The organism is Brevundimonas sp., from assembly GCF_035935935.1.
Lineage (GTDB): Bacteria > Pseudomonadota > Alphaproteobacteria > Caulobacterales > Caulobacteraceae > Brevundimonas.
Genome location: NZ_DASYWO010000006.1, coordinates 48,267 through 73,559, shown reverse-complemented (window position 1 = coordinate 73,559; position 25,293 = coordinate 48,267). Strand labels below are relative to the sequence as shown.

Annotated in this window: 28 protein-coding genes and 2 tRNA genes; 18 read left to right on the top strand and 12 right to left on the bottom strand. The window is 70.3% G+C overall.

The genetic code is table 11. From position 1 onward, the window contains the following. The first annotated feature begins 59 nt into the window (after positions 1 to 59). The 5 genes from VGR32_RS07365 to VGR32_RS07345 all read left to right on the top strand — a co-directional run bounded on the left by VGR32_RS07365 (position 60) and on the right by VGR32_RS07345 (position 3,521). Positions 60 to 764, top strand: a complete 705-nt coding sequence (locus tag VGR32_RS07365; RefSeq protein WP_327449565.1) for a response regulator transcription factor — start codon at positions 60 to 62, stop codon at positions 762 to 764. Then, positions 733 to 2,340: an ATP-binding protein gene (locus tag VGR32_RS07360; RefSeq protein WP_327449564.1), complete on the top strand. Its 1,608-nt coding sequence runs from the start codon at positions 733 to 735 to the stop codon at positions 2,338 to 2,340. The genes VGR32_RS07365 and VGR32_RS07360 overlap by 32 nt, the downstream gene beginning before the upstream one ends. Further along, the gene (locus VGR32_RS07355; protein WP_327449563.1) at positions 2,337 to 2,762 is read left to right on the top strand and encodes an HPr kinase/phosphatase C-terminal domain-containing protein; all 426 of its coding nucleotides are present in this window, start codon (positions 2,337 to 2,339) and stop codon (positions 2,760 to 2,762) included. The genes VGR32_RS07360 and VGR32_RS07355 overlap by 4 nt, the downstream gene beginning before the upstream one ends. Before the next feature lie 73 nt (positions 2,763 to 2,835). Beyond that, positions 2,836 to 3,240: a PTS sugar transporter subunit IIA gene (locus VGR32_RS07350; RefSeq protein ID WP_327449562.1), complete on the top strand. Its 405-nt coding sequence runs from the start codon at positions 2,836 to 2,838 to the stop codon at positions 3,238 to 3,240. Next, positions 3,237 to 3,521 carry an HPr family phosphocarrier protein gene (locus tag VGR32_RS07345; protein WP_327449561.1) on the top strand — a complete coding sequence of 95 codons (285 nt, stop codon included), beginning with the start codon at positions 3,237 to 3,239 and terminating at the stop codon, positions 3,519 to 3,521. Before VGR32_RS07350 ends, VGR32_RS07345 begins: the two co-directional genes overlap by 4 nt. Before the next feature lie 6 nt (positions 3,522 to 3,527). On the opposite strand, the gene VGR32_RS07340 is transcribed toward VGR32_RS07345, so the two are convergent. Together VGR32_RS07340 and VGR32_RS07335 are read right to left on the bottom strand one after the other, a co-directional pair. Further along, positions 3,528 to 3,941: a BLUF domain-containing protein gene (locus VGR32_RS07340; RefSeq protein WP_327449560.1), complete on the bottom strand. Its 414-nt coding sequence runs from the start codon at positions 3,939 to 3,941 to the stop codon at positions 3,528 to 3,530. Positions 3,942 to 4,022: 81 nt separating this feature from the next. Continuing rightward, positions 4,023 to 4,098: transfer RNA gene (locus VGR32_RS07335), tRNA-Ala, on the bottom strand. 138 nt (positions 4,099 to 4,236) lie between these two features. Here VGR32_RS07335 and VGR32_RS07330 point away from each other — a divergent pair. The 3 genes from VGR32_RS07330 to VGR32_RS07320 all read left to right on the top strand — a co-directional run bounded on the left by VGR32_RS07330 (position 4,237) and on the right by VGR32_RS07320 (position 6,077). Further along, on the top strand, positions 4,237 to 4,560 hold the full coding sequence (locus tag VGR32_RS07330) for a YggT family protein (protein WP_327449559.1): 324 nt from the start codon (positions 4,237 to 4,239) through the stop codon (positions 4,558 to 4,560). Positions 4,561 to 4,641: 81 nt separating this feature from the next. Next, positions 4,642 to 5,520, top strand: coding sequence for a 3-hydroxybutyryl-CoA dehydrogenase (locus tag VGR32_RS07325; RefSeq protein WP_327449558.1), 879 nt, complete (start codon positions 4,642 to 4,644; stop codon positions 5,518 to 5,520). Continuing rightward, on the top strand, positions 5,517 to 6,077 hold the full coding sequence (locus VGR32_RS07320; protein WP_327449557.1) for a phthalate transporter: 561 nt from the start codon (positions 5,517 to 5,519) through the stop codon (positions 6,075 to 6,077). Before VGR32_RS07325 ends, VGR32_RS07320 begins: the two co-directional genes overlap by 4 nt. 19 nt (positions 6,078 to 6,096) lie before the next feature. On the opposite strand, the gene lpdA is transcribed toward VGR32_RS07320, so the two are convergent. The 4 genes from lpdA to VGR32_RS07300 all read right to left on the bottom strand — a co-directional run bounded on the left by lpdA (position 6,097) and on the right by VGR32_RS07300 (position 12,342). Further along, entirely contained in the window at positions 6,097 to 7,500 is a 1,404-nt protein-coding gene (gene lpdA, locus VGR32_RS07315; RefSeq protein ID WP_327449556.1) for a dihydrolipoyl dehydrogenase, read from the bottom strand. A gap of 76 nt (positions 7,501 to 7,576) precedes the next feature. Next, positions 7,577 to 8,077: an LPXTG cell wall anchor domain-containing protein gene (locus tag VGR32_RS07310; RefSeq protein WP_327449555.1), complete on the bottom strand. Its 501-nt coding sequence runs from the start codon at positions 8,075 to 8,077 to the stop codon at positions 7,577 to 7,579. 60 nt (positions 8,078 to 8,137) lie between these two features. After that, positions 8,138 to 9,877 carry a PAS domain-containing sensor histidine kinase gene (locus VGR32_RS07305; protein ID WP_327449554.1) on the bottom strand — a complete coding sequence of 580 codons (1,740 nt, stop codon included), beginning with the start codon at positions 9,875 to 9,877 and terminating at the stop codon, positions 8,138 to 8,140. A gap of 197 nt (positions 9,878 to 10,074) precedes the next feature. Further along, the gene (locus VGR32_RS07300; RefSeq protein ID WP_327449553.1) at positions 10,075 to 12,342 is read right to left on the bottom strand and encodes a TonB-dependent receptor; all 2,268 of its coding nucleotides are present in this window, start codon (positions 12,340 to 12,342) and stop codon (positions 10,075 to 10,077) included. 212 nt (positions 12,343 to 12,554) lie between these two features. Here VGR32_RS07300 and VGR32_RS07295 point away from each other — a divergent pair, with 212 nt between their 5' ends. Further along, complete coding sequence (locus VGR32_RS07295) at positions 12,555 to 13,610, top strand: phytase (protein WP_327449552.1); 1,056 nt, start codon at positions 12,555 to 12,557, stop codon at positions 13,608 to 13,610. On the opposite strand, the gene VGR32_RS07290 is transcribed toward VGR32_RS07295, so the two are convergent. From VGR32_RS07290 to VGR32_RS07280, 3 genes are all read right to left on the bottom strand, one after another. Beyond that, positions 13,607 to 14,278, bottom strand: coding sequence for a TMEM175 family protein (locus tag VGR32_RS07290; protein ID WP_327449551.1), 672 nt, complete (start codon positions 14,276 to 14,278; stop codon positions 13,607 to 13,609). The two genes, VGR32_RS07295 and VGR32_RS07290, sit on opposite strands and share 4 nt — an antisense overlap. A gap of 92 nt (positions 14,279 to 14,370) precedes the next feature. Next, positions 14,371 to 14,445, bottom strand: a tRNA-Gly gene (locus VGR32_RS07285). A gap of 64 nt (positions 14,446 to 14,509) precedes the next feature. Then, positions 14,510 to 15,256: a Bax inhibitor-1/YccA family protein gene (locus VGR32_RS07280; protein ID WP_327449550.1), complete on the bottom strand. Its 747-nt coding sequence runs from the start codon at positions 15,254 to 15,256 to the stop codon at positions 14,510 to 14,512. A gap of 127 nt (positions 15,257 to 15,383) precedes the next feature. Here VGR32_RS07280 and thpR point away from each other — a divergent pair, with 127 nt between their 5' ends. From thpR to mmcB, 4 genes are read left to right on the top strand one after another with little or no spacing between them, the layout of a single operon-like run. Further along, complete coding sequence (thpR, locus tag VGR32_RS07275) at positions 15,384 to 15,923, top strand: RNA 2',3'-cyclic phosphodiesterase (RefSeq protein WP_327449549.1); 540 nt, start codon at positions 15,384 to 15,386, stop codon at positions 15,921 to 15,923. Next, on the top strand, positions 15,920 to 16,474 hold the full coding sequence (locus tag VGR32_RS07270; protein ID WP_327449548.1) for a GNAT family N-acetyltransferase: 555 nt from the start codon (positions 15,920 to 15,922) through the stop codon (positions 16,472 to 16,474). The genes thpR and VGR32_RS07270 overlap by 4 nt, the downstream gene beginning before the upstream one ends. Positions 16,475 to 16,520: 46 nt before the next feature. Beyond that, a complete protein-coding gene (locus VGR32_RS07265) occupies positions 16,521 to 17,039 on the top strand; it encodes a lipocalin family protein (RefSeq protein WP_327449547.1) in 519 nt (172 codons plus the stop codon). 46 nt (positions 17,040 to 17,085) lie between these two features. Then, positions 17,086 to 17,532: a DNA repair putative endonuclease MmcB gene (gene mmcB, locus VGR32_RS07260; protein ID WP_327449546.1), complete on the top strand. Its 447-nt coding sequence runs from the start codon at positions 17,086 to 17,088 to the stop codon at positions 17,530 to 17,532. Here the strand turns inward: mmcB and VGR32_RS07255 are convergent. Next, positions 17,529 to 18,107, bottom strand: coding sequence for an ActR/PrrA/RegA family redox response regulator transcription factor (locus VGR32_RS07255; protein WP_327449545.1), 579 nt, complete (start codon positions 18,105 to 18,107; stop codon positions 17,529 to 17,531). The genes mmcB and VGR32_RS07255 overlap by 4 nt on opposite strands. Before the next feature lie 52 nt (positions 18,108 to 18,159). Beyond that, positions 18,160 to 19,623: an ActS/PrrB/RegB family redox-sensitive histidine kinase gene (locus tag VGR32_RS07250; protein WP_327449544.1), complete on the bottom strand. Its 1,464-nt coding sequence runs from the start codon at positions 19,621 to 19,623 to the stop codon at positions 18,160 to 18,162. Between the two features lie 50 nt (positions 19,624 to 19,673). Here VGR32_RS07250 and VGR32_RS07245 point away from each other — a divergent pair, with 50 nt between their 5' ends. The 3 genes from VGR32_RS07245 to trmB all read left to right on the top strand — a co-directional run bounded on the left by VGR32_RS07245 (position 19,674) and on the right by trmB (position 22,331). Further along, positions 19,674 to 20,318 carry an SCO family protein gene (locus tag VGR32_RS07245; protein ID WP_327449543.1) on the top strand — a complete coding sequence of 215 codons (645 nt, stop codon included), beginning with the start codon at positions 19,674 to 19,676 and terminating at the stop codon, positions 20,316 to 20,318. 73 nt (positions 20,319 to 20,391) lie between these two features. Next, a complete protein-coding gene (metK, locus tag VGR32_RS07240; protein WP_327449542.1) occupies positions 20,392 to 21,582 on the top strand; it encodes a methionine adenosyltransferase in 1,191 nt (396 codons plus the stop codon). A gap of 47 nt (positions 21,583 to 21,629) precedes the next feature. Then, a complete protein-coding gene (trmB, locus tag VGR32_RS07235; RefSeq protein WP_327449541.1) occupies positions 21,630 to 22,331 on the top strand; it encodes a tRNA (guanosine(46)-N7)-methyltransferase TrmB in 702 nt (233 codons plus the stop codon). Here trmB and VGR32_RS07230 read toward each other — a convergent pair. Then, positions 22,316 to 22,843 carry a biotin transporter BioY gene (locus tag VGR32_RS07230; RefSeq protein WP_327449540.1) on the bottom strand — a complete coding sequence of 176 codons (528 nt, stop codon included), beginning with the start codon at positions 22,841 to 22,843 and terminating at the stop codon, positions 22,316 to 22,318. The two genes, trmB and VGR32_RS07230, sit on opposite strands and share 16 nt — an antisense overlap. A 174-nt stretch (positions 22,844 to 23,017) precedes the next feature. On the opposite strand from VGR32_RS07230, the gene rimP reads away from it, so the two are divergent. Further along, complete coding sequence (gene rimP, locus VGR32_RS07225; RefSeq protein ID WP_327449690.1) at positions 23,018 to 23,551, top strand: ribosome maturation factor RimP; 534 nt, start codon at positions 23,018 to 23,020, stop codon at positions 23,549 to 23,551. An 11-nt stretch (positions 23,552 to 23,562) separates the two neighbouring features. Next, complete coding sequence (gene nusA / locus VGR32_RS07220; protein WP_327449539.1) at positions 23,563 to 25,287, top strand: transcription termination factor NusA; 1,725 nt, start codon at positions 23,563 to 23,565, stop codon at positions 25,285 to 25,287. The last annotated feature ends 6 nt before the right edge of the window (positions 25,288 to 25,293 follow it).

Below are 25,293 nucleotides of genomic sequence, written 5' to 3'. Positions count from 1 at the left end.
TTACGCTTCCCGCGCGTTGCAACGCCACGGAAGGGGGCGCGGGCCCCAAGGAGACGGACTTGGCCAACATCACCCTCGTGGACGACGACGAGAACATCGTGGCTTCGGTGTCGCTGGCGCTGGAAAGCCACGGCCACAAGGTGACCGCCTATCATGACGGCGCCACGGGCCTGGAGGCGCTGGAGGCCAGCCCGCCGGACCTGGCCATCCTCGACGTGAAGATGCCCCGCATGGACGGCATGGAGGTGCTGCGCCGCCTGCGTCAGACCTCGACCCTGCCGGTGATCATCCTGACCTCCAAGGACGAGGAGATCGACGAGATCCTCGGCTTCAACCTGGGCGCCGACGACTACATCCACAAACCCTTCAGCCAGCGCCTGCTGATCGAGCGGGTGAAGGCCCTGCTGCGCCGCACGGGCGCCGAGGGGGTCGAGCCGGAAAGCGCCGGCGACGCCGCCTCGCGCGCCATCAAGCGCGGCAAGCTGACGATGGACCCGGCCCGCCACGAGAGCACGTGGGACGGCAAGGCGGTGAAGCTGACGGTCACGGAGTTTCTGCTGCTGCAGGCCCTCGCCCAGCGCCCCGGCTTCGTGAAGAGCCGCGACAACCTGATGGACGCCGCCTACGACGATCAGGTCTACGTCGACGACCGGACCATCGACAGCCATGTGAAACGCATGCGCAAGAAGTTCCGGATGGTCGACCCGGAGTTCGACGCCATCGAGACCCTGTATGGCGTCGGCTACCGATATCGCGAGAGCTGATCGTCAGGAGACGGACGAAGGGCTGAGACCGAGGCTTCGGCTTCTCGGTTCGCGTCTCGGCGCCCTGATCCTGATCCTCAATCTGCTCAGCCTGCTGATCCTGTTCGGCGGGGCTTTGGCGCTGAACGAGTGGCGGCGCGGCCTCGTCGAGGCGCGACAGGAATCCCTGCTGTCGCAGGCCGAGCTCCTGGCCAACGTGCTGGGCGAACTGGGCATCACCGAGGGGGAGCCGCGCCCCGCGCTGGACGTGCTGGAGGTGGCCGACTGGCTTCGCGACACCTTCATCCCGGCCGGCCAGCGCGCCAGCGTCCACGACGCCGACGGTCTGTTCGTGGCCGACAGCTTCCAGGTGTCCGACCAGATCCCGGGACGCCCCCTTCCGCCCGTCGGGTCGGGCGCGATGCGGCGGCTGGAAGCCGCCCGCGCGCCCGGCGAGGATCCGCAGGTCGAGCGCGCCCGCGCCGCGCTGGCGCAGGAGGTCGAGGCCGCGCTCGACGGAGAGCCGCAGGTCGTCGTCCGCCGATCCGAAACCGGCGAGCGGGTCATCTCCGTCTCCATCCCCATCCGCCACGTCCGTCAGGTGCTCGGCGTGCTCACGCTGGAGGCGGCGGACGTCGACGCCATCCTGGCCGCGCAGCGTGCGGCCTTGATGCCGTTCGCCCTGGTGGCGCTGGCCGTGTCCCTGCTGTCGTCGCTGTTGCTGCACATCTTCGTGGTGCGGCCGATCATGCGCCTGTCCGCCGCGGCGGATCAGGTGCGGATGCAGAGAGCCCGCGCGATCTCCTTTCCGGATCTTGAGGGGCGTCGCGACGAGATCGGCGACCTGGCCCGTTCGCTCGAGACCATGACCACCACCCTGTCGGAGCGGATGGACGCCATCGAGCGGTTCGCCGCCGACGTCTCGCACGAAATCAAGAACCCGCTGACCTCGATCCGCTCGGCGCTGGAGACGCTCGAACTGGTCAGGACGCCGGAGCAGCGCGAGCGTCTGACGGCCCTGCTCCAGCAGGACGTGCGCCGCCTCGACCGTCTGATCACCGACATCTCCAACGCCTCGCGTCTGGACGCCGAACTGGCCCGGGACCGCCTGCGGGTGGTGGATCTCGGCGCGCTGCTGGGCGAAGTCGTGGGCGTCTATCGCGATTCTCCGCGCCCGGGGACCGTGCCCGTCACCTTCCGTTCCTCGGTCGGCGGCGCGGCGCGGCTGACCGGTAGGGACGGCCCGTTGGGTCAGGTGTTCCGCAACCTGATCGACAACGCCCTGTCCTTCAGCCCGGGGTCCGGCACGGTACGGGTGGCCCTGGCCCGCGACGTGGACGGCTGGCGGATCACGGTCGACGACGACGGCCCCGGCATTCCGCACGAGAATCTGGAGACGGTGTTCGAGCGCTTCTACACGTCGCGGCCCAAGGGCACGGCGTTCGGCGGCAACTCCGGCCTCGGCCTGTCGATCGTCCGACAGATCGTGCTGGCCCACGGCGGGCGGGTCTGGGCGGAGAACCGGGGGTCGGATGCGGGCGAGGTCGAGGGCGCCCGCTTCACCGTCGTGCTGCCCACGGACGGCACGGCCACGTGACCCTCCAGCCCCTGCACGCGACCTGCGTGGCGCTGTTCGGCCCGGCCGGCTGGACCGGCGTGCTTCTGACGGGGGCTTCGGGTTCGGGGAAAAGCGATCTGGCCCTGCGCCTGATCCACGGCGGCGCCCGGCTGGTGGCCGACGACGCCACGCTGGTCTGGCGTGACGGCGAGGCGCTTCACGCCGCCTGTCCGGATACGATCGCCGGCAGGATGGAGGTGCGCGGCCTCGGCATCGTCGCGGCGCCGTCGCGGACCGTGGTCCGGCTGGGACTGGTCGTCGCCTGCGTCGGTCATCCGCCCGAACGTCTGCCGGAGCCGCAGGTCTGGAGCCGGGACGGCGTCGACCTCGCCGCCCTGGACGTGGACGCCCGCGCGCCCTCCGCCGCCGCCGTGGTGCGACACGCCGTCCGACGGCTTTGATCTCGACGCGCTTTGGCCTATCAAGCGCCGCTTGCGGGCCGGATTGGGCCCGGTCGCGGGGATCGCTCCCTTCATGATCGGTCTGGTGATCGTCACCCACGGGGGACTGGCGTCGGAGTTCCTCGCCGCCATGGAGCACGTGGTCGGGCCCCAACGCGGCGTGGCCGCCATCTGCATCGGGCCGGACGACGACATGGAGCGTCGACGGCGCGACATCGTCGACGCCGCGCATGCCGTGGACGACGGTCAGGGCGTCATCCTCCTGACCGACATGTTCGGCGGCACCCCGTCGAATCTGGCCATCTCCGTGATGGAGGAAACCCGGGCCGAGGTCATCGCCGGGCTGAACCTTCCGATGCTGATCAAACTGGCCGGCGTGCGGGGCCGCGAACCCATCGAGGCCTGCGTGGCGCATGCGCAGGACGCCGGACGGAAGTACATCTCGGTCGCGTCCTGGGTGCTGTCGGGGGACAAATGAGCGAAGAGACGTGGGTTCGCCGCACGGTCGGCATCTGCAACCAGCGCGGCCTGCACGCGCGCGCCAGCGCCAAGTTCGTCAAGCTGGCGGCCGCCTACGAGAGCGAAATCCGCGTCACCCGCGACGGCGCGACGGTCAACGCCCTGTCCATCATGGGCCTGCTGATGCTGGGCGCCGGCAACGGCTGCGGTCTGGAGATCGCGGCCCGGGGGCCGGATGCCGACGACGCCGTGGCGGCCCTGGCCGATCTGGTCGACCGGAAGTTCGACGAGGGCGAATGAGGCCCGTCAGGTGTGGATGGCGTCCACCTCGGTGAGGCGCCGCAGCAGACCCACGGCTTTCTCCGGGTCCTTGGTCGCGGTCTCGACCGCCTCGCGCATCAGCGGTTCCGCCTCCGGGGTGATGCGCGGCGCCGCCATCGACCAGTCGGGGAATCCGCGCTCGGCGACCGGGCGACGCAGCACCACCTCGACGTCGGCGTGGCGGGGATCGCCGCCGACCCGGGCCATCAGCCGATCCACGGATTCCGGCCGGCCCTCCACCGCCTGAAAGAACCGGCCGTCAGCGTAGACCAGCGCGCCCGTGATCCCGTCCCGCCAGTTGTTGCGCTGGGACACGGCGAGGATCTCGGCGATGTTCAGCAGGTGGTCCATCGGCGTGGTCGCCCGGCTGAGGTAGGCGATCTGGCAGATTTCGGACATGCGGAAGCTCCCTCTCCGCACGGCCAACGCACGGCCAAGCTTGGCGGCTCCGGCGGACGGGGATTTATTTTTAAGGGGGCCTGGTGGAGCCGAGGGGAGTCGAACCCCTGACCTCGTCATTGCGAACGACGCGCTCTACCAACTGAGCTACGGCCCCGGTTTCCCGGTCCAGGCGAGGGCGCGACATAGGCGGCCCCGAGGGGACGTGTCAACGGGACGCGCCGCGGAATCCTTTGGACGCGGCGGCCGGGGCGGCTAGAAGCGGGCAAGGGCATCAGTCGGACGGATTTCTTCCATGGGCGGCGGCATCGCGGGCTTCATCTGCTTTCTGGTCGGAACGGCCTTCAGCTTCCTGTGGTGGGCGATCATCGGCACGGTGATCCTCAGCTGGCTGTTCGCCTTCGACGTCATCAACTACCGCAACCGCTTCGTGTCGCAGATCGCCCGGTTCCTGGACGCCGTGACCGCGCCGGTTCTGGCTCCGCTCCGGTCGATCATCCCGCCGATCGGCGGCTTCGACCTGTCGCCCCTGGTGGCGCTGGTCCTGATCTCCGGCATTCAGCGCTACATCCTGCCGATGTCGTGTCAGGCGCTGTACGAGCTGTTCGGCGGATTCTGAGGCCTTGCCGCCCTTGCGCCCATGGCCGCGCCTTCTAAGGTGGCGGCGACGGGCGGGGCCGTCCGACATCATCCGGAAGTCATGAGTTCCATCCGCACAGTCTCCATCCTCGGCGCCGGCCAGATGGGCGCCGGCATCGCCCAGGCCGTGGCGGCCGGCGGCTATCAGGTCCGCCTTTACGACGTCGATCCCGCCCGCGTGGCGACGGCGCGCGCCGAGATCGGCGCCAGCCTCGCGCGACAGGTGGAACGCGGGGTCCTGACCGCGGAGCAGGGCGCCGCCGCCGGGGCCCGCATCGCCGCCGCCGGCTCTCTGGGCGAGGTCGGCACGGCCGATCTGGTCATCGAGGCGGCGGTCGAGGACGAAGCCGTCAAGAAGGCCGTCTTCACCGAACTGACTCCGCATCTGGCCGCCGACACCCTGCTGGCGTCCAACACCTCGTCCATCTCGATCACCCGGCTGGCCTCGTCGACGGACCGGCCGGACCGCTTCATCGGCCTGCACTTCATGAAGCCGGCCCCGACGATGAAGCTGGTCGAGATCGTGCGCGGGATCGCCACCTCGGCCGCGACCTACGACGCCGCCGTGGCCTTCGCCGAAAGCCTCGGCAAAACGACGACGAACGCCGAGGACTTCCCCGCCTTCATCGTCAACCGCATCCTCGCGCCGATGATCAACGAGGCGGTCTTCACCCTGTATGAGGGCGTGGGCGACGTGGCCTCGATCGACGCGGCGCTGAAGCTGGGCGCCAACCACCCGATGGGGCCGCTGGAGCTGGCGGACTTCATGGGCCTGGACGTCGTCCTCGCCATCATGAACGTGCTCTACGACGGGCTGGCCGACAGCAAGTACCGGCCCTGTCCCCTGCTGGTGAAGTACGTCGAGGCCGGATGGCTGGGCCGCAAGGCCGGGCGCGGCTTCTACGACTATTCCGGCGCAACCCCGGTCCCCACGCGATGAAGGTCGATTTCGAGGATCCGAAGAGCCTGCCGGGCCGCGATCCCGTGGCCTGGAAGCGCTCGACGGCCGCGCTGGTGCTGGCCGCCGTCGCCGGCGTGCTGTGGCCGCCGCTGTGGCTGACCTTGCTGATCTGGCGTCCCGCGACGTGGTTTCGCGGCGTCGACACCGACTGGCGGCTGATCGTGCTGGCGGTCGGCGTGATCGCCGTGCCGACCCTGCTGTGGTGGCTGCGTCGTGAGCATGTGCGGACCGGCCGTCCCGGCACCCGGATGGGCGTCGTCTGGCGTTTCATGTTCTACGGCGGCCTGCTGGCGGTGGCGCTGCAGGGCCTGCTGGCCCTGATCGTCTCGATCCTCGGCTGGGTGACCTCGGCCGACGTCGGACAGGCGCTCGGTTTCACCGAGACGGCGCTGCTGCTGTTCGGCGTCGGCGGTCTGCCGCTGGCGGCGGTGGTGGGCGTGTCCTATGCCCTGTGGGCCGGCCTGTGCGCCGCCTTCATCGCCGTGGAGCCCCGGCCGGAGGTCAAGGACCGGCTGGGCGTGCTGCAGCGCTACTGAGAAAGGCGACGCGGGCCGGTCAGGCCTGCATCGTCCAGCCTTCGACGCCCATGGCCGCCTGACGCACCGCTTCCGACCGGGTCGGGTGCGGGTGGCAGATGCGGGCCAGATCCTCGGACGCGCCGCCGAAGGCCATCAGCACGCAGGCCTCGCCGATCAGCTCGCCCGCCTGCGGCCCGTAGATGTGCACGCCCAGAACCCGGTCGGTGGCCTTGTCGGCCAGCACCTTCACGAAGCCCTCGCCCTCGTGGTTGATCTTTGACCGGCTGTTGGCGGTGAACGGGAACTTGCCCTTCGAATAGGCGACGCCCGCGGCCTTCAGCTGTTCTTCAGTCTTGCCGACCCAGGCCACTTCCGGCGTGGTGTAGATGACGCTGGGCACCAGGTCGTAGTCGACGTGTCCCGCCTTGCCGGCGATCAGCTCGACGGCGGCGACGCCGTCCTCCTCCGCCTTGTGCGCCAGCATGGGTCCGTGCGTCACGTCGCCGATCACCCAGACGCCGTCAGCCACCTTGAAATGGTCGTGGGCGACGAAGCCGCGGGCGTCGGGCGCCGCGCCGACCGTCTCGAGCCCCAGTCCCTGCGTGTACGGGCGGCGACCGATGGCGACCAGAACGACGTCCGCCGTCAGGGTCTCGGCCTGGCCCCCCCTGGCAGGCTCTACCGTCAGGGCGACGCCGTCGGCTCCGGCGGAGGCCGAGGTCACCTTCTGCCCCATGCGGAAGGTCATTCCCTGTTTGGTCAGGCCACGCTGGAAGGCGGTCGCCACCTCGGAGTCCATGCCCGCGCCGATGGCGTCCAGATATTCGATCACCGTCACCTGCGCGCCGAGGCGACGCCAGACCGAGCCCAGCTCCAGTCCGATCACGCCCGCGCCGATCACCACCATCGACTTCGGCACGGCCGGCAGCGACAGGGCCCCGGTGGAGTCCACCACCTTGCCCTCGACGAACTCCACGCCCGGCAGGGGGGTCGGCTCGGACCCCGTGGCGATGATCACGTTCTTCGTCTCATAGGTCGCGGCGCCGTCGGGCCCCTCCACCACCACCCGGCCAGGTCCGTCCAGACGGCCGCGGCCCTTCAGCCAGTCGACCTTGTTCTTCTTGAACAGGAATTCGATGCCCTTGGTCAGGGCCGTCACGCTGTCCTGCTTCTGGGCCATCATCTGGCCGAGGTTGAGCTTCGGCGCGACCTCGATGCCCAGGCCGGCGAAGTCCTTCGACGCCGCCTCGAACAGCTCGGACGCGTGCAGCAGGGCCTTCGACGGCATGCAGCCCACGTTGAGGCAGGTCCCGCCCAGCGTCGGCCGCATCTCCACGCAGGCGACCTTCAGACCCAGCTGGCCCGCGCGGATCGCGGCGTTGTAGCCGCCGGGGCCGCCGCCGATGATGATGACGTCGTAGGCGGGGGTCTGGTCGGCCATGGGGTCCTCGGGCGTCGGGAGAGCGCGCGCCGGGAACCTAGCGATCACGCGCGCGGAATCAACCGCGCGGCGCCGCTCAGATCGCCAGCTGGCCGGGGGTGCGCGCCCGCCGCCGCCGTCGCGTCGCCACGACGATCAGCAGGCCCAGCAGAACCAGTCCGCCCAGCACCAGCCACATCGGATCCACGCCCAGCGAGGCGCCCAGGTCGCCCGGCGCCGCGGCCGGCCCGCCCTCGGCGATGGACGCCTCCGCCGACCGCGTCGTCATTTCGCCGGCGCCGCCGCGACCGCGATCGATGGCCAGTCGCAGCGCCGCGTCCGCCAGAAAGCCCAGGAAATAGGCGGCTGCGGCCCGCGGGTTTCCCGAACCCAGCATGCCGGCCGCGATCAGATAGAGCAGGATGGCCCCGATCCACAGCACGGCGGTCAGGGTCCCGCCCGCGCCCATCTCCGCGCCCACGCGCGTGATCGCGGCGCCGGGGTCGGCGCCCTCGATCAGGGGCGAGATCACCGGCCAGGCCAGCCAGCCCGCATAGGCCAGAACGGCCAGCAGCAGCACGACGCGGAGGAGCTTCATCGGATCGCCTTTCCCGTTATGGGACGATCAAACTCCAAAACGTGGCGGACCGCGAGTCCGTCAGCCGGCGGCCGGCAGGTCCAGCGACACCGTGGCGCCGGCTCCGGGCGTCGACTCGATCGACAACGCGCCGCCCGACTGACGCGCGAAGGCGTGCGCCTGCGACAGCCCCAGACCCGCCGCCCCCTCCCGCGTCGTGAAGAAGGGCTCGACCGCACGCCTTACGACGTCCGCGTCCATGCCGGGGCCGTCGTCCCGCACGGACAGACGCAGCAGGGCGTCGTCGACCCCGGACAGGCGCACCGCGATCGATCCCCGGCCGCCGGTCGCCTGCGCGGCGTTGGAGACCAGGGCGGCGAGCGCGCCCTCCAGCGCCACCGGATCGACGCGCGCGACCATCGGCGTCGGGGAAACCTCGACCATCAGGTCCACCGCCGGCCCGGCGACCAGCCGCAACTTGCCCTCCATCCCGCGCACCACGGCGCCAAGATCGATCGTCTGCACCGGCGCGGCGTCCTCGCCCTCCGCGAAGGCCGCCAGACGACGGGTCAGAGCCTCGCCTCTTTGTCCCGCGGCCAGGGCCGCGCGGCCGAGGCGACGCACGCGCTCGGGCTCCTCGGCCTGGCTCACCATCATGTCCAGCGCGCTGGTCATCACGCCCAGCAGGGCGTGGAAATCCTGACTGACCCCTCCCGTCAGGCGTCCGACGCCTTCCAGCCGTCGCGCGGCCTCCACCTCGGCGCGCGCTTCGGCGCGGGCGCGCTCCGCCTCCGCTTCGGCGGCTTCGAGCCGGGCACGCAGGGCGTCCAGCTCCGGCCTCAGGTCCTCGACGGGAGCCGTCTCGCCGGCGGTCTCCGCCCCGGTCGCCAGGTCGCCGCCGGCCCGCTCCCCGGCCGCCAGCAGGGCCTCGACCGATCCGTCCTCGGCCAGGAGGGGCAACAGGCGCCACCGCGTGCCGGCCGCGCGCCCCCCGTGCACGTCCAGGGGCCCGGCCTCGCCGACCGGCGCGGCCAGCGCCGCGCGCAGGCTTTGGCGGGCCTCCGCCCGTTCCTCCTCGCCGGCGAACAGGTCGGCGAAATCGCCGCCGACGATCAGGTCGTCGCGGCCGCTCAACGTGCGCGCCACCGGGTTGGCCTCCCGCACGCGACCCTCGGCGTCGAGGATCACCAGAGCGCTGGACGCGGATTCGAAGACCCGCCGGACCAGGCCGTCCGACGTCGCCGGTTCAGGCGGGGCCGCGACGTCCGGCTCCATGACGGGCTGGGTCAGACCGTCGGTCTCGACGATGGCGGCGGTGGATCCGACGATCTCGCCGTTGGCCGTCTCGATCGGCATGGCGGTGACGGACACCAGCATCTTGCGGCGCGTCGCCGGGTTGGCCAGCAGGTGCTGGAAGCCCTTGACCGTCTGGCCGCGCAGGGCGCGCGCGCTGGGCAGCAGGTCGGGGGGAATGGCGCGGCCGTCCGGGTAGGTGATGCCCCAGGTCGCCGAGTGGAAGCGCAGGCCCAGAAGCTCGGCGTCGCGGCGCCCCAGCAGCTGATGCGCCGCCCGGTTGGCGAAGACGAACTTGCCCTGCTTGTCGGTCTCCACCAGCGCGACGGGAATGGCGTTCAGGATCTCCAGCGTGCGCGCCTCCGCCGTCTCGGCGCGGCGGACGGCGTCGTCCAGGGCGGCGCCGGTGGCGTCGGTCCGGCCCCGGCGGGTCAGACCCCACAGCCAGGCCGCGATCGCCAGCAGGAAGCCGAGAACGGCCAGGCCGGCGAACACCAGCGTCCAGTCGATCTGCCCTTCCATGACCATGATGACGCGCGCTCCATCCCGAAATGGGGCGCCGGATGCGCCCGTCCGGGGTTCTTGCAAGAGGCGAACCGCTCGCCCCCAAGGCGACTAGAACGCCTCCCGGCGCCGGTCCAGCTTCGCCGTCCCCTTTCGGCACGAAGACGGGGCCGGACGTCGCCGCCCGGCCCCCCTTGGTCCTCGCCGGTGTGCGGATCGGGTCAGAAGGCGACGCGCATGACCAGCTGGTACACCGGCCCCGCTTCCTCGGTCTCGACTTCATACTCGTCGTAGACGCGGTTCCGCTGGTCGGCCTCGTTCGCGAACTTGTCGAAGACCTCGTCCTTGGACGAGTCGAGCAGGTTGGAGCCGGTCAGGCGGACCACGACGTTGGAGCCGAACTGCTTCTCGACGAAGACCTCCAGGTCGGCGCCGTAGGAGGTGGTGACTTCCTCGGCCAGCACGCGGCTGAAGGCGTCGCCCTGCTTGCGGTAGCTGGCCCCGAAAGCCGCGCCCCAGGTGGGCAGATCCTGGGTGAAGCCGACGCTGTAGACGTAGTCCGACTGGCTGTTGAACCGGCGCTCGCCGATGAAGTCGGTGATCTCGGAGTCCAGCCAGGAGTAGTTCAGGAACACGCCGGTCGACTCCATGCCGATGAAGTCCAGCGGGGTCGAGAGGTCGAACTCGACGCCGTAGACCTTGCCGTCGCCGACATTGTCCACGGTGTAGATGAAGGTGCCCGGACCGCCGTCGCCTTCCTGGCCGGTGTTGGTCTCCTCCACCAGATCCTGGACGTCACGATAGAAGACGTTCATGCCCGCCACGCCGCGACGGCCCAGACGACGCTCGAAGCCCAGGTCGAACCCGGTGGCGATCTCCGGCTTCAGGTCGGGGTTGCCCACGAAGTCGCTGTCGCCGAACTCTTCCACAAGCAGGGCCGGGGACAGGCGGTTGAAGCTGGGACGGCGCACAGTGCGCGCGGCCGAGAAGATGATCCGGTCGTCCTCGCTCAGGGCGTAGCGCAGGCTGAACGACGGCAGCAGCTCGGCCTCGTCGCTCTCGCTGACCTGATCGGCCGGCGCGACGGTGCGGTCGGTGATCGTGGTGTCGGTCGTCTCGTAGCGCAGGCCGGCTTCCCAGGTCAGGGCGCCGGTCTCGCCCGACAGCATGACGTAGGGATCGAGGCGGTTCTCCTCGATCGTCACGTCGCCGCCCGGAACCGGCGTCGACGGACCGAAAGCCGGGACGGCCGGGCGCGGCGCCGGGGCGTTCGGCACGGTGAAGCGGATGCGCGGGGTCTCGGTGACCAGGCTGTCGCGGGTCTTCCAGTTGCCCTGCAGGCCGAACTCCAGCTCCATGCCGTTCGACAGCTCGATCTCGTGCTCGATCGCGGCCTTCCACTCCTCGTCCTGGATGTCGGTCGTGGTGGAATCGAGGGTGTAGCGGTCCTCGTCCGGGAAGATGATGGCGTCGCGGCGATACTCGGACTCGCCTTCGAACTCGTACTGTTCGTCGCTGATCGAGGCGTAGGCCAGCTTGAACTCGGTGTCGCCGCCGAACATCTCGCGCTCATAGCCCGTGCGGACGGTCAGGTTGTCGGTCTGGATGTCCAGGTCGTTGTCGTTGATGGTCGACAGGTTGGCCGCGTTCTCGATGCCGCCCAGGTACTCGATGGAGTCCTCGTCCTGCACGCGATCGGTGCGCACGAACGCGCCGGCGACGTCGAACGTCCCGCCGCCGATCTCGGTCTCATAGGCCGCGTTGAAGGCATAGTCGGTGCCGTCGCGGACGTCCGTCTGCACCTCGGTGTTGTCCAGCGTGCCGCCGGGCTCGTCGAAACGCTGGCTGTACTTGTTCTTGGGATTGCGGCGGTCCTGCACGTTGGCGCCCAGCAGCAGGCGCCCGCCCAGGGCCTCGCCGCCCCAGACCGCGCCATAGGTGCCGCCCCATTCGCCATATTCGCTGTCCGGGAACATGATCGCGCCCAGACGGACGTATCCGCCGTCCAGCGACAGGGCGTCGCGCAGCACGATGTTGATCGTGCCGGCGACTGCGTCGCCCGAGCGGTTGGCCGAGGAGGAGCGCACCACCTCCACACGCTCGATCAGTTCGGCGGGGATGCGGTCGACGAAGAAGGAACGGTCGACCCCGGCGCCGGGAACTTCCTCGCCGTCGATCAGGATCTTGGTGTAGCCCGGGTCCAGTCCGCGCAGGCGGGCGCCGTCGGATTCCAGCACGTCGGACAGGAAGGTGACCGAGGGCACGCGCTTCAGGGCGTCCCCGACCGTCAGCGGCTCGAACCGCTGGAAGTATTCGCGGTCGTACGACAGCGTCGGCGCGGTGTCGTCGGTGCGGTTGCGGAGCACGGGGCGGCCGGTGACGATGACGTCCTCGACCGACGTGACGGGGCCCTGAGCCTCTTGGGCCTGGGCGGCCGTGACCAGGGCGAGCGGCGCGAGCGCGGCGCCCATGAACAGTTTGATGCGCATTGGATGTGCTTCCCCAACGACCGGACGATGTTTCGCCTCGGCCTGACGGGCGGTGGTTAGGCTGGCATCACGACGTTACGGCGAAGCTTGAGTGACGCCCCCGTCGCACGACGATCTCCGTTTTGTGACGTTGCCGCCGCGCCTCGCTCCGGGGGTTGACCCGGGGGGTCTCCGGATGCGACCGCCGCGACGTCATTCGGGGGATCCACACCATGCGCCTGCTCGTCCTGACCGCCGCCGCCGCCCTGCTGGCCGCCTGTTCGACCGTGGAGGTTCCTGGCCCCGGCGCTCCCGTCACGGCCCGCCTCGAAACCCCCGCGGTGGGCACGGCCAACGCCGACGCCGCCGACGATCCGGCGATCTGGGCCTCATCCCGGCCGATCACCATCGGGGAGGTGACCTCGCGCGGCTTCGTCGCCGGCACGGACAAGAAGGCCGGTCTCTACATCTACGCGCTGGATGGGCAGGTCATGCAGTTCCTGCCCGAGGGCCTGCTCAACAACGTCGACGTCGTCGACGGCTTCCGCGCCGGCGGTCGGTCCCAGGTTCTGCTGGGCGCCAGCGACCGCGGGGCTGACCGCATGGGCGTGTCCTTCTTCCTCTATGAGCCGGGCGTGTCGGCCACGGTCCGGCCCTGGGGCGTCGTGCCGTTCGACGTCTCCGAACCTTACGGCTTCTGCTTCGGCCGCCGCGACGGCCAGGTCCACGCCATCCTGGTCTCCAAGGCCGGGGAGGTGGTGCAGTCGGTGATCACGGAGGACGCCGACGGCAAGCCCGCCGCCCGCATCGTCCGCCGCTTCCAGGTCGGCTCGATCTCGGAAGGCTGCGCCGTCGACGAGGCGTCCGACACGCTGTTCGTCAACGAGGAGATGGTGGGCGTCTGGAGCTACGGCTTCGATCCGGCGTCCGGCGACGCCCGCACCCAGGTCCAGGCCGTCGACGGCGTTCGGCTGACGGCCGACGTCGAAGGGGCGACCATCCTGATCGACGGCACCGTCCGCTACATGATCGCGTCCAGTCAGGGCGACTCCGGCTTCGCGGTCTGGCGCCTGGACGAGGGCGGTCCGACCTGGATCGGACGCTTCGCGGTGCACGACGGCGTCGTCGACGGCGTCACGGGCACGGACGGTCTGGACGCGCTGGGCGGCCCCGTCGGCGACGCCTTCCCCCAAGGGCTGATCGTCGTCCAGGACGACGTCAATCCGGGCGGCGCACAGAACTTCAAATACATCGACTGGCGCGACGTGAAGGCGGCCTTGGGCCTCTAGACGGCCGCCTTCGGCCGCCGCTTGACGCCGTAGTAGACGCCGATGCCCGCCGGGATCAGCCAGTAGGCGAAGCCCGGCGCCCACGGCATGCCGGCCAGCAGGGGCGAGGCCGCCAGCCCCGCCGAGACCAGCCCCGCGCCCACGCACAGGATCCACACGTCGCGCGCCGCCGTCAGGGCCACGCGCGCAGCCTCGTCGTGCGCGTGCCGCCGGCCGCAGTGGTTCAGCAGCACGAACAGCAGGCTCAGGAAGCCGAAGCCGATGCCGTAGGCGACGAAGATGCCCCGCAGGTCGTCCAGCGATCCGATCAGCTCCGCCCCCGGCAGGCGGCCGCCCGACATCCAGCCCATGCCCGTCTCGGTCAGCAGGCGCAGGGGGAAGACGTAGACCAGCACGGTGAACACGATCGCCAGGCTGATCAGGCCGATCGCGCCGCCGCGTTCCGACGTGAGGCGGCCGAACCCGCGATGCGCGGCCCAGAACATGGTCACCAGCGCAAAGCCGGAGGCGAACGCCGGCACATGGGCGAGCGCCCGTCCCAGATCGGCGAAGGAGGTCAGCGGCTCGGCGCCGGCGATGATCAGCAGGGTCACGGCGAAGGCGAAGGCCGCGTCCACGAAGGCGTCCAGCCGCTTGCCCGCTTCCCGCTCGATGTCCGCGATGGTCATGTCCGCCCCCCGTCCCCGGACGAAGGCTGGCGCAACACGGGCCCGAAAACAAGAAAGGCCCCGCCGGAGCGGAGCCTTCTTCGGTCTCTGACTGGAGCGGGCGAGGCGATTCGAACGCCCGACCCTCACCTTGGCAAGGTGATGCTCTACCCCTGAGCTACGCCCGCGCTCTCAGTCGAGAGCGGGGCGTATAGCGGACGCCCCGCCGGACCCGCAAGAGGCTTTTTCGCCCTACTCGCGGCTGCCCATGAACGACAGCAGAAACTGGAACAGGTTCACGAAGTTGATGAACAGGCTCAGCGCGCCGAAGCCGGTGGCCACGCCCAGCGCCGCCTGGTCCCCGCCCAGCGCATAGTAGGTCATCTTCAGGCGCTGGGTGTCATAAGCGATTAGCGCCGAGAAGATCAGCACGCCGGCGGCCGAGATGATCAGGCCCAGCGTGCCCGAACCCACGAACATGTTCACGATCGAGGCGATGATCAGACCGATCACGCCCATGATCAGGAAGGTGCCCAGCGGGCCGAGGTCCCGCTTGGTCGTGTAGCCGTACAGGCTCAGCGCGCCGAAGGCGGCCGCGGTGACGAAGAAGGTCGAGGCCACCGACGACGAGGTGTAGATCAGGAACACCAAGCCCAGGCTGGCGCCGATCGACGCCACGACGGCCCAGTAGAGCAGGTTCACCCCGCCGGCCGTCGGGTTCTTCATGAAGAACATCGATCCGAACAGCAGCACCAGCGGCGCGAACTGCACCACCATGCCCAGCATGGTCAGGCCGATCCGGCCGTCCGGCGTCTGGGCGAAGAACAGCTGCGTCACCTCCGGCACATTGCCGGTGACGTACGCCAGCACGCCGGCCACCACGAGGCCCAGCGCCAGCTTGTTGTAGACGCCCAGCATGAAGGCGCGCAGGCCGGCGTCGACCGACATGTCGGCCGATTGCGGCAGCGGACGCGCATAACCGTTGTTGAAGTCGCTCATCGCGAGTTCGATCTCCCAAATCTCCCGGATCGGTCCGGGTTCAGCTTCGGAATATCGGGGCCGGGTTCCCGCTCCGCAAGAAAAACCGGACTTGGGACCACGCGTTCCGGCCGCTACCAATGGCCGCATGATCCGGCTGTTCACCGCGATTTCCCTGCCGCCCGACCTGTCGGAACCTCTGGCGCGCCGCCAGACCGGCCTGCCCGGCGCGCGCTGGCGGCCGCTCGAGGCGCTGCACGTGACGCTGGCCTTCTACGGCGAGGTGGGCGAGCGCGCGGCGGACGATCTGGCCGCGGAACTGCAGCGCGCCGCGACGGGCGGTCCGCTCGATCTTTCGCTGTCGGGCGTCGGCGCCTTCGGCGAAGGCCACCGCACCCACGCGATCTGGGCCGGCGTCGCCGCCAACGAGCGCCTGCACGTCCTCGCCGGGCGTTGCCGCGCGGCGGGCGAACGTGCGGGCCTGAAGCTGGAGACCCGGACCTACCGGCCGCACGTGACGCTGGCCTATCTGAAGCCGCAGGCCGATCCGGCCCGCATCGGCGCCTGGATCACCGGCCACAACCTTCTGTCCTCGCCGCCCACCCGGGTGGACCGGTTCGGTCTCTGGTCCAGCGTCCTGACCCATGACGGCAGCCATTATGAGCTGGAGCGGGAGTATCTGCTGTGACCGACGGGATCGCGCCCGGGCCGACGCTGGAGACGGAGCGCCTGATCCTGCGCCCGACGGCCATGGCCGATTTTCCGCGCTGGGCCGGGATGATGGCCGACCCGGAAGCCGCCCGCTTCATCGGCGGGCCCCAGCCGGCGGCGACGGCCTGGCGCGGCTTCATGACCATGGCGGGCGCCTGGACGCTGACGGGGGTGGCCATGTTCAGCCTGATCGAGAAGTCGACCGGCCTGTGGGTCGGCCGGCTGGGGCCGTGGACTCCCGAAGGGTGGCCCGGGACTGAGGTGGGCTGGGGCCTGCACCCCGACGCCCAGGGCAAGGGCTACGGCGTCGAAGGCGCGACGGCGGCGCTGGACTACGCCTTCGACGTGCTCGGCTGGACGGACGTCATCCACTGCATCGATCCGGACAACGTCCCGTCGCAAAGACTGGCCGAACGCCTCGGCTCGTCCAATCTCGGCCCGACCAGGCTGCCGCCGCCGTTTCAGGACGCCCCCGTCGACCGCTGGGGTCAGACGCGGGAGCGATGGAAAGCGCGGCGCAACCGCTGACGTCGGCCGTCCGTATCTGACGGGTCGGGCAGAGATGGAGATCCTAATGCGCCACCTCGCGAGCGCCGCCCTCGCCTTCGCCCTGCTGGTTCCCGTCGCCGCGCAGGCGCAGGTGTCGGGCCTCGACCTCGACCGCTTCGACGGCCGCTGGTTCGAGATCGCGCGCAGCCCCAACGACGTGCAGAAGGACTGCAGCCGCGCCCAGATCGACTTCACCGCGACGAACCGGGCCGACCGATACGGCATTACCGTAGCCTGCACCCGGCGCGCCGATGGCCGGGTCGAGACGCTGCGTGCCGATGCGCGCATCGACCCGTCGAACAACGCCAAGTTCCGCTTCACTCTGCGCGGCGTGCTGAGTTTCGGCGGTCTGGCCGGCCAGAATTACTGGGTTCAGGCTCACGCGCCCGACTACAGCTGGGCCATCCTGTCTCTGCCGAACAAGTCCGACTGGTGGATCTGGAGCCGCAGCCAGAGCCCGTCGGCGGCCGTCCGCAGCCAGACCCTGGCCCGCGCCCGCCAGCTGGGTCTGAACACGTCGCAGGTGGTGACGACGGGCGGGTGAGCCGCCGCCGCTTGACGGCCGGAACACAACCGGAACATATGCGGCCATGGCCGCGGCGGCGCTTCAGATCGACCTCGTCTTCTCGCGCCCGGAGACCACCCTGGCCGTGACGCGAGGCGCCGCGCGCCTGCTGGTGGACATGGGGTATGCGCCCCTGCTCGAGGTCGGCCTGCCCAACGGTCGGCGCGCCGACGTCATGGCCCTGAGCCCGCGCGGCGAGATCGTCATCGTCGAGGTGAAGTCCGGCCTCGAGGATTTCCGTTGCGACCAGAAGTGGCGCGAGTACGGCCCCTTCTGCGACGCCTTCTTCTTCGCGGTGGATCCCGGCTTTCCGCAGGACCTGATCGAAAGCGACTGCGGCCTGATCGTCGCCGACGGGTTCGGCGGCACGGTGCTGCGGCAGGCGACGCCGACGCCGCTGGCCCCCGCGCGACGCAAGGCGCTGACGCTGGCCTTCGCGCGCCTCGGCGCCATGCGGGCGCTGCGGACCTAGCGCGGCGCCCGCTTCGCCAGGATGCGCTGCAGCGTCCGGCGATGCATTCCCAGGCGGCGCGCGGTCTCCGAGACGTTGTGGTCGCACAGCTCGTAGACCCGCTGGATGTGCTCCCAGCGCACGCGGTCGGCGCTCATGGGATTGTCCGGCGGTTCCGGCGCCTCGCCGGTCATCAGAAGGGCCTTGACCACGTCGTCGGCGTCGGCCGGCTTCTGCAGATAGTCGACCGCGCCGGCCTTGACCGCCGCGACGGCGGTGGCGATCGCGCCGTAGCCGGTCAGCATGACGATGCGACTGTCCTCGCGCCGCTCGCGGATCATCTCGACGACCTTCAGGCCGTTGCCGTCTTCCAGCCGCATGTCCAGCACGGCGAAGGCGGGCGGGCGGCCGGCGACCGCCACGCCGGCCTCGGCGACGGAGGCGACGGTCACCACTTCGAAACCGCGGCTTTCCAGCGCACGGCCCATGCGCGTCCGCAGCGCCTGATCGTCGTCCAGCAGCAGCAGCGACCGGTCGGTCAGGCCGGCGAGGCGCGCTTCGAGGGCGGAGGGATCGGCGGTCTGGGCGTCGGTCATGGCTGCTCCTGTAACGCCGATGTCGGACCGTCCGGTTCCGGGCGCAAGGCTTTCAGGCCCCCTGCGACGATTCGAGCGCCGGCCGGGGCCAGCGCACGGACACGCGCGCGCCCTTCAACGGCGGATCGGCCTGTTCGGCCGACCCCACGGACACCACGCCGCCGCTGCGTTCCAGCAGGGTGCGCGAAATGAAGAAGCCCAGACCCATGCCGCCCTGACTGGGCGCGACCGGCTCGGCCTGCGGCGGCGGGGCCTTGCGCCCGCGGCGTGCGCCCGCGGCGGCCTGCGCGGCGGCGGCGATCTGGGCGGTCAGGGCCCGTCGGGCCTTGCCGTGCGGCCGGCTGGTCACATAGGGCTCGCCCAGCCGGGGCAGGACGTCCGCGGCGAACCCTGGCCCGTCGTCCAGCACGGAGATCTCGATCCAGCCGGCGTCGACCACCGCCTCGATCCGCACGGCCGCGGCGGCGAAGTCGGCCGCGTTCTCCACCAGCGTCGACAGGCCGTGCACCACCTCGGGCAGCCTGCGGACCTGAGGCGGGGCCTCGCCCGAGCGCGTGCGGACCACGGCGGCGAAGTCCAGGTCGAAGCCGCGGTGCGGCTGGATCACTTCTTCCAGCAGCGCCCTGAGGCTGACCGAGGCGGTAAGGGCGCCGTCGTCCTCCGGGGCCTGGCTCAGGCGCTTCAGGATGTCCCGACAGCGCTCGGCCTGCTGCAGGATCAGTTGCGCGTCCTCCGCCAGGGCTGGATTGTCGCGAGCGGCCCGGCTCAGCTCCTTGGCCACGACCTGGATGGTGGCCAGCGGCGTGCCCAGCTCATGGGCCGCCGCCGCCGCCAGCCCGCCCATGGCGGCCAGACGCTGCTCGCGCTGAAGGACGTCCTGCGTCGTGGCCAGCGCCAGTTCCAGCTTCTCGGCGTCGGCCGCGACCCGCCACGCATAGGTGGCGGTGAAGACCACCCCCGTGACCAGCGCCAGCCCGATGCCGAAGCGATAGAGGGGCGGCAGGTCCAGCTCGGTCCCCTTGGCCCACGGCAGCGGCATGGACCAGTGGAACAGCGCCACCGACGCCAGCAGGGCCAGGAACCCCAGCGCCAGCGCCTGACGCGCGGGCAGGGAGGCGGCCGCCACCGTCACCGGCGCGACCAGCAGCAGGCAGAACGGATTGCGCAGCCCGCCCGTCAGCGCCAGCAGCACGGTCAGCTGCAGCATGTCGAAGCCGAGGTGCAGCGCCGTCCGCCGTCCGTCGGTCGGATTGGGATCCAGCGTCTTCAGTTCCGACGCGGCGTACAGGTTGAACAGCACGCCGGCCGCGATGGCCGCCGAACAGGCCAGAAGCGGCAGGTCGAAGTGCAGGATCACCGTGGCGGTGAAGATCGTCGCGCTCTGCCCCAGCAGCGCCATCCAGCGCAGGATGATCAGGGTGCGCAGCGACAGGCCGCGGCCGCGCCGCTGCAGGTCGCGCCAGCCTTCGGGGGCGGTCCGGTCCTGCGGCGCGGCGTCGGCTTCCACGGGGCTCATGCGCGACCTATAGACCGCCGCGTCATTCCGAACGAGCCACTGGAGCCGCGATGCCGCGCCGCACCGTCGTCCTTTTCGCCGCCGCCGTGTCCGGCATCGCCCTGGCGCTGGCCCTGGTGACCGTGCTGGTCGTCGGCGCCCGCGACCGCGCCGCGCCGGCGCAGGGCATGGCGGGCAGTTCCGTCCAGGCCGGCGGCACGGGTCAGCCGCAGGTCGGCGGGCCCTTCACCCTGGTGGATCAGGACGGCCGCACGGTGACGGAGGATCTTCTGAAGGACCGATGGAGCCTCGTCTTCTTCGGCTTCACCTACTGCCCCGACTACTGCCCGACGACGCTGGCCATGATCGACGCGACGAAGCGCGAGCTGGGCCGCGAGGGCGAGGACCTGCAGGTCGTCTTCGTCTCCGTCGATCCCGAGCGGGACACGCCGCAGGTCCTCAGGGACTATCTGTCCAGCCCCGGCTTCCCGCAGGGCGTGATCGGGCTGACCGGCGCGCCCGACCAGATCGCCGGTGTGGCGAAAGCCTACGGCGCCTATTTCGAGAAGGTGGGCGAGGGCGAGGGCTATTCCATGAACCATTCCCTCGCGATCTGGCTGATGGGACCGGACGGCAGGTCGCGCCTCAGCCTCAATCACCAGCTTGGCCCCGAACGGACGGCGCAGCTGATCCGCAGCGCACGGGCGCGGGGGTAGGCGCGCCGGGGTCGCTTGCGTCATATAAGGATATCCTTATATGTGGCCGCCTCGCCGTCCCCAGGAGCGCCCCGTGAGCCGTTCGTCGTTCTACTTCACCTCCGAGAGCGTCTCCGAGGGGCACCCCGACAAGGTCGCCGACCGCATCTCCGACACCATCGTGGATCTGTTTCTGGCCCGCGATCCCGAGGCGCGGGTCGCCTGCGAGACGCTGACCACCACCAATCGCGTGGTGCTGGCCGGCGAGATCCGCGGCAAGGGCATCTGGGAAAACGACGCCTGGGTCGGCGGCATCGAGGCCGAGATCGAGAATGCGGTCCGGGCGGCGGTCAAGGACATCGGCTACGAGCAGGACGGCTTCCACTGGGAGACGTTCGAGTTCGCCAACCACCTGCATGGCCAGTCGGTCGACATCGCGGTGGGGGTCGACGCCGCCGGCGACAAGGACGAGGGCGCGGGCGATCAGGGCATCATGTTCGGCTACGCCTCGAACGAGACGCCGGAGCTGATGCCGGCCACCCTGGCCTACAGCCACGAAATTCTGCGCCGTCTGGCCGCCCTGCGTCATGCCGGCGAAAAGGCGCTGGAGCCGGACGCCAAGAGCCAGGTCACCCTGTTCTACGAGAACGGCAAGCCCGTGCGCGCCTCGTCCATCGTGGTATCGACCCAGCATGCGAAGGGCCTGACCCAGGCCGACGTGCGCAAGGTCGTCGAGCCGGTGGTGCGCGAGGTGCTGCCCGCCGACTTCATCACCGACGAAACGGTGTGGCACATCAATCCGACCGGCATCTTCGAGATCGGGGGACCGGACGGCGACACCGGCCTGACGGGGCGCAAGATCATCGTCGACACCTACGGTGGGGCAGCCCCGCACGGCGGCGGCGCCTTCTCCGGCAAGGACCCGACCAAGGTCGACCGCTCGGCCGCCTACGCCGCGCGCTATCTGGCCAAGAACGTGGTCGCCGCCGGTCTGGCCGATCGCTGCACCATCCAGCTGTCCTACGCCATCGGCGTGGCCCAGCCCCAGTCGGTCCACGTCGACCTGCACGGCACGGGCAGGATCGACGCCGAGGTGCTGGAGCGCGAGCTGCCGAAGCTGATCGGCGGCGCCACCCCGCGCTCGATCCGCACCCATCTGGGCCTGAACAAGCCGATCTACGCCCGCACCGCCGCCTATGGTCACTTCGGCCAGAAGCCGGACGCCGACGGCGGCTTCTCTTGGGAGAAGACGGATCTGGTCGAGAAGCTGAAGGCGCTGGCCTGAAGCATCTGCCTTCTCCCTTCCCGGCGGAGGGTCTAGACAGCGCGCCCATGTCCGACCCGGCCTCTTCCGCCCATCCCCCCCTGCGCTCCTTCGGCCGCATCAAGTCGCGTGCCGTGAAGCCTCGGCAAGCGGCGCTGTTCGACGCCCTGCTGCCGTCGATCCGCGTGCCCGATCCCAAGGCGGGACCGATCGACCCGACGGCGCTCATGCCCGGCGCGGCCGAGGTCTGGCTGGAGATCGGTTTCGGCGGCGGCGAGCACATGGCGGTTCAGGCCGCGCGCCGGCCCGAGGTTCTGGTCATCGGCTGCGAGCCCTTCGTCAACGGCGTGGCCTCGGCCCTGCGGCACGTGGACGAGGGCGGGCTGAGGAACGTCCGGATCCACCCCGACGACGGCCGCGACGTGGTCGCCGTCCTGCCCGACGCGTCGGTCGACCGCGTCTTCATCCTGTTCCCCGACCCCTGGCAGAAGGCGCGACACAACAAGCGCCGACTGCTGCAGCCGGCCTTTCTCGCCGAGCTGATGCGCGTGCTGAAGCCGGGCGGCCGCCTGCGCTTCGTCACTGACTGGCAGGACTATGCCGACCAGTCGCGCGACCTGCTGGACGCCACCGAGGGGCTGACGCGCGTCCCGGACACGGGCGGCGATCCTGAGGACCGCACCGCCCCCGGCGACCACGTGATCACGCGCTACGAAGAGAAGAAGCTGGGCGACTGCGCGCCGGTCTTCCTGGACTACGCGCGCGACTGAGGCGTCAGGCGACGCCACCCCTCGAGCGCGGCCAGCACCAGCAGCGACTTCACCGCCGCTCCGATCAGGAACGGCTGAACGCCGCCCGACCAGGCGTCGGCCGCGCCGATCTTCGTCGCCAGCCATCCGCCGCCCATGCCCAGCAGAAGCAGGTGGAGGGCGAGCAGCGTCGCGGCGCCGCGGAGCCAGCCGTCCAGCAGACCGCGCCGCGCCGCCAGTCCGGCGAGCGCCGCCGCGATCGGAAAGGCGAAGATGTAGCCCGCGGTCGCGCCGGTGAACGGGGCGAACCCGTGCGCTCCCTCCGACAGGACCGGCAGCCCCGACGCCGCCGCGGCGAGATAGATCACCACCGCAACGACGCCCCATGTCGGTCCCAGCGCCGCGCCCGCCAAGAGCACGGCGAAGCTCTGCATCGTCATCGGCACCGGATGCATCGGCACGTCGATCTGCGCCCCGAGCGCCATCAGGGCGGCGAAGGCGAGGGCGAGCAGGGGGCGGGTCAGGGCGGACATCTCGCCTGCTGACCATGCCCCGGCGGTTCCGACAATCCGCGTCGCGGACGATCGGGGGCTGACAAGGCGCTTCGGCGGGTCTATAGGACCGCTCACATCGTTGGACCGGCGGCCTGACGGCGCCGATCAAGCGGCGTCCGGACCGGGCGCCGCTTTTGTTTTGGACGCACGGCCCTGAAAGCCAAGACCGCCGAAGATCGCCAGCTGCTGGAGCTGATCGAGCCCGTCGCCGAGACGCTGGGCCTGGCGGTCGTGCGCGTGCGGCTGATGGGCGGGACCCAGCGGCGCCGCCTGCAGATCATGGCCGAGCGCCCGTCCGACCACGACATCTCCGTCGAGGAGTGCGCCCGTCTCAGCCGCGCCGTGTCCGAGGTTTTCGACGCCGCCGATCCGATCGCGGGCGAGTATCTGCTGGAGGTCTCGTCCCCCGGCGTCGACCGCCCGCTGACCCGGCTCGAGGACTTCGACACATTCGAGGGCCATGAGGCCCGTCTCGAGACCGACCGCATGGTCGAGGGCCGCAAGCGCTTCAAGGGCGTGCTGGCCGGCGTGGAGGGGGACGACGTCCTCATCGACCTGGAGGGCGAGGAGGACACCGCCCTTCTGCCCTTCGCCTGGCTGGCCGACGCCAAGCTGGTGCTGACCGACAACCTGATGAAGGCGGGGGCCGAAAAGCGCGCCGCCCGCACCGAAACCGAAGAAGACTGAGGACCTGAACCATGGCCGTCGGCGTTTCCGCGAACCGTCTCGAACTTCTCCAGATCGCCGACGCCGTCGCGCGCGAGAAGAACATCGACCGCGAGATCGTGATCGAGGCGATCGAGGAGGCCGTGCAGAAGGGCGCCAAGTCCCGCTACGGCGCGCACCACGACATTCGCGCGAAGATGGATCCGAAGACCGGCGAGATGGCGCTGACCCGTCACGTCACCATCGTCGAGGACGACTGGCAGCCGGAAGACGAGCTGGAAGAGTTCAACGACAGCGCCATGGTGCGTCTGCGCGACGCCTCGAAGCGCGATCCCGAAGCCGTCGTCGGCAAGGAGTACGTAGAGGATCTGCCGCCGTTCGAGTTCGGCCGCGTGCAGACCCAGATGGCCCGTCAGGTCGTGATGGGGAAGGTCCGCGACGCCGAGCGGGCCAACCAGTACGAAGAGTTCAAGGACCGCGTGGGCGAGATCGTCAACGGCACGGTCAAGCGGGTCGAATACGGCAACACCATCGTCGACCTGGGCCGCGGCGAGGGCATCATGCGCCGCAACGACTCGATCCCGCGCGAGGTGTTCAACATCGGCGACCGGATCCGCACCTACATCTACGACGTGCGCCCCGAGGCCAAGGGCCCGCAGGTCATGCTGTCGCGCGCCCATCCCGGCTTCATGGCCAAGCTGTTCGCCCAGGAGGTGCCCGAGGTCTACGACGGCGTGATCGAGATCCGCGCCGCCGCCCGCGACGCCGGCTCGCGCGCCAAGATGGCGGTGCTGTCCAACGACAGCTCGATCGACCCGGTCGGGGCCTGCGTCGGCATGCGCGGCTCGCGCGTGCAGGCGGTCGTCGCCGAGCTGCAGGGCGAGAAGATCGACATCATCCAGTGGAACAACGACGAGCCGACCTTCATCGTCAACGCGCTCGCCCCGGCCGAGGTGTCGAAGGTGGTGCTGGACGAGGAAGCCGACCGCGTCGAGGTCGTCGTGCCGGACGAGCAGCTGTCGCTGGCCATCGGCCGTCGCGGCCAGAACGTCCGCCTCGCCTCCCAGCTGACCGGCTGGCAGATCGACATCATCACCGAGAGCCAGGACTCCGAGCGCCGCCAGCGTGAGTTCGCCGAGCGCACCGCCCTGTTCCAGGAGGCGCTGGACGTCGACGAGGTCATCGCCCAGCTGCTGGTCACCGAGGGCTTCGCCACGGTCGAGGACCTGGCCTACGTCGAGTCCTACGAGATCTCCGACATCGAAGGCTTCGACGAGGACACCGCCGAGGAGCTTCAGGCCCGCGCCCGCGACTGGCTGGACAAGCTGGCCGCCGAGCAGGACGCGAAGCGTCGCGAGCTGGGCGTCGAGGACGGCGTGCTGGACGTGCCGGGCGTGACCCTGCCGATCGCCGTCGCCCTCGGCGAGGGCGGCGTGAAGACGGTCGAGGATCTGGCCGACCTGGCCACCGACGAGATCCGCGGCGGCTACGAGATGCGGAACGGCGAGCGTGTGAAGGTCCCCGGCGTTCTGGAAGCCTTCAACCTGGCGCAGGAGGACGCCGAGCTGCTGATCCTGCAGGCCCGCGTGGCCGCCGGCTGGATCGACGCCTCGGAACTGCCGCAGCCCGAGCCGGAGTATGAGGAAGAGTACGCCGAGGGCGAATACGACCCGGACGTGGTCTTCGGCGGCGGCGACGCCGATGCGGGCGAACCGGAGGCTTCGGACGAAGCCGACGATCAGCCGCAAGACGCGTGATGGAGG

Bases quoted from the DNA above. Each gene is read 5' to 3' on its own strand.
- VGR32_RS07360 (WP_327449564.1), top strand. From the start codon at position 733: ATGGCGTCGGCTACCGATATCGCGAGAGCTGATCGTCAGGAGACGGAC.
- VGR32_RS07350 (WP_327449562.1), top strand. From the start codon at position 2,836: ATGATCGGTCTGGTGATCGTCACCCACGGGGGACTGGCGTCGGAGTTC.
- VGR32_RS07345 (WP_327449561.1), top strand. From the start codon at position 3,237: ATGAGCGAAGAGACGTGGGTTCGCCGCACGGTCGGCATCTGCAACCAG.
- VGR32_RS07340 (WP_327449560.1), bottom strand. From the start codon at position 3,941: ATGTCCGAAATCTGCCAGATCGCCTACCTCAGCCGGGCGACCACGCCG.
- VGR32_RS07330 (WP_327449559.1), top strand. From the start codon at position 4,237: ATGGGCGGCGGCATCGCGGGCTTCATCTGCTTTCTGGTCGGAACGGCC.
- VGR32_RS07325 (WP_327449558.1), top strand. From the start codon at position 4,642: ATGAGTTCCATCCGCACAGTCTCCATCCTCGGCGCCGGCCAGATGGGC.
- VGR32_RS07320 (WP_327449557.1), top strand. From the start codon at position 5,517: ATGAAGGTCGATTTCGAGGATCCGAAGAGCCTGCCGGGCCGCGATCCC.
- lpdA (WP_327449556.1), bottom strand. From the start codon at position 7,500: ATGGCCGACCAGACCCCCGCCTACGACGTCATCATCATCGGCGGCGGC.
- VGR32_RS07310 (WP_327449555.1), bottom strand. From the start codon at position 8,077: ATGAAGCTCCTCCGCGTCGTGCTGCTGCTGGCCGTTCTGGCCTATGCG.
- VGR32_RS07305 (WP_327449554.1), bottom strand. From the start codon at position 9,877: ATGGTCATGGAAGGGCAGATCGACTGGACGCTGGTGTTCGCCGGCCTG.
- VGR32_RS07300 (WP_327449553.1), bottom strand. From the start codon at position 12,342: ATGCGCATCAAACTGTTCATGGGCGCCGCGCTCGCGCCGCTCGCCCTG.
- VGR32_RS07295 (WP_327449552.1), top strand. From the start codon at position 12,555: ATGCGCCTGCTCGTCCTGACCGCCGCCGCCGCCCTGCTGGCCGCCTGT.
- VGR32_RS07290 (WP_327449551.1), bottom strand. From the start codon at position 14,278: ATGACCATCGCGGACATCGAGCGGGAAGCGGGCAAGCGGCTGGACGCC.
- VGR32_RS07280 (WP_327449550.1), bottom strand. From the start codon at position 15,256: ATGAGCGACTTCAACAACGGTTATGCGCGTCCGCTGCCGCAATCGGCC.
- thpR (WP_327449549.1), top strand. From the start codon at position 15,384: ATGATCCGGCTGTTCACCGCGATTTCCCTGCCGCCCGACCTGTCGGAA.
- VGR32_RS07265 (WP_327449547.1), top strand. From the start codon at position 16,521: ATGCGCCACCTCGCGAGCGCCGCCCTCGCCTTCGCCCTGCTGGTTCCC.
- mmcB (WP_327449546.1), top strand. From the start codon at position 17,086: ATGGCCGCGGCGGCGCTTCAGATCGACCTCGTCTTCTCGCGCCCGGAG.
- VGR32_RS07255 (WP_327449545.1), bottom strand. From the start codon at position 18,107: ATGACCGACGCCCAGACCGCCGATCCCTCCGCCCTCGAAGCGCGCCTC.
- VGR32_RS07250 (WP_327449544.1), bottom strand. From the start codon at position 19,623: ATGAGCCCCGTGGAAGCCGACGCCGCGCCGCAGGACCGGACCGCCCCC.
- VGR32_RS07245 (WP_327449543.1), top strand. From the start codon at position 19,674: ATGCCGCGCCGCACCGTCGTCCTTTTCGCCGCCGCCGTGTCCGGCATC.
- trmB (WP_327449541.1), top strand. From the start codon at position 21,630: ATGTCCGACCCGGCCTCTTCCGCCCATCCCCCCCTGCGCTCCTTCGGC.
- VGR32_RS07230 (WP_327449540.1), bottom strand. From the start codon at position 22,843: ATGTCCGCCCTGACCCGCCCCCTGCTCGCCCTCGCCTTCGCCGCCCTG.
- nusA (WP_327449539.1), top strand. From the start codon at position 23,563: ATGGCCGTCGGCGTTTCCGCGAACCGTCTCGAACTTCTCCAGATCGCC.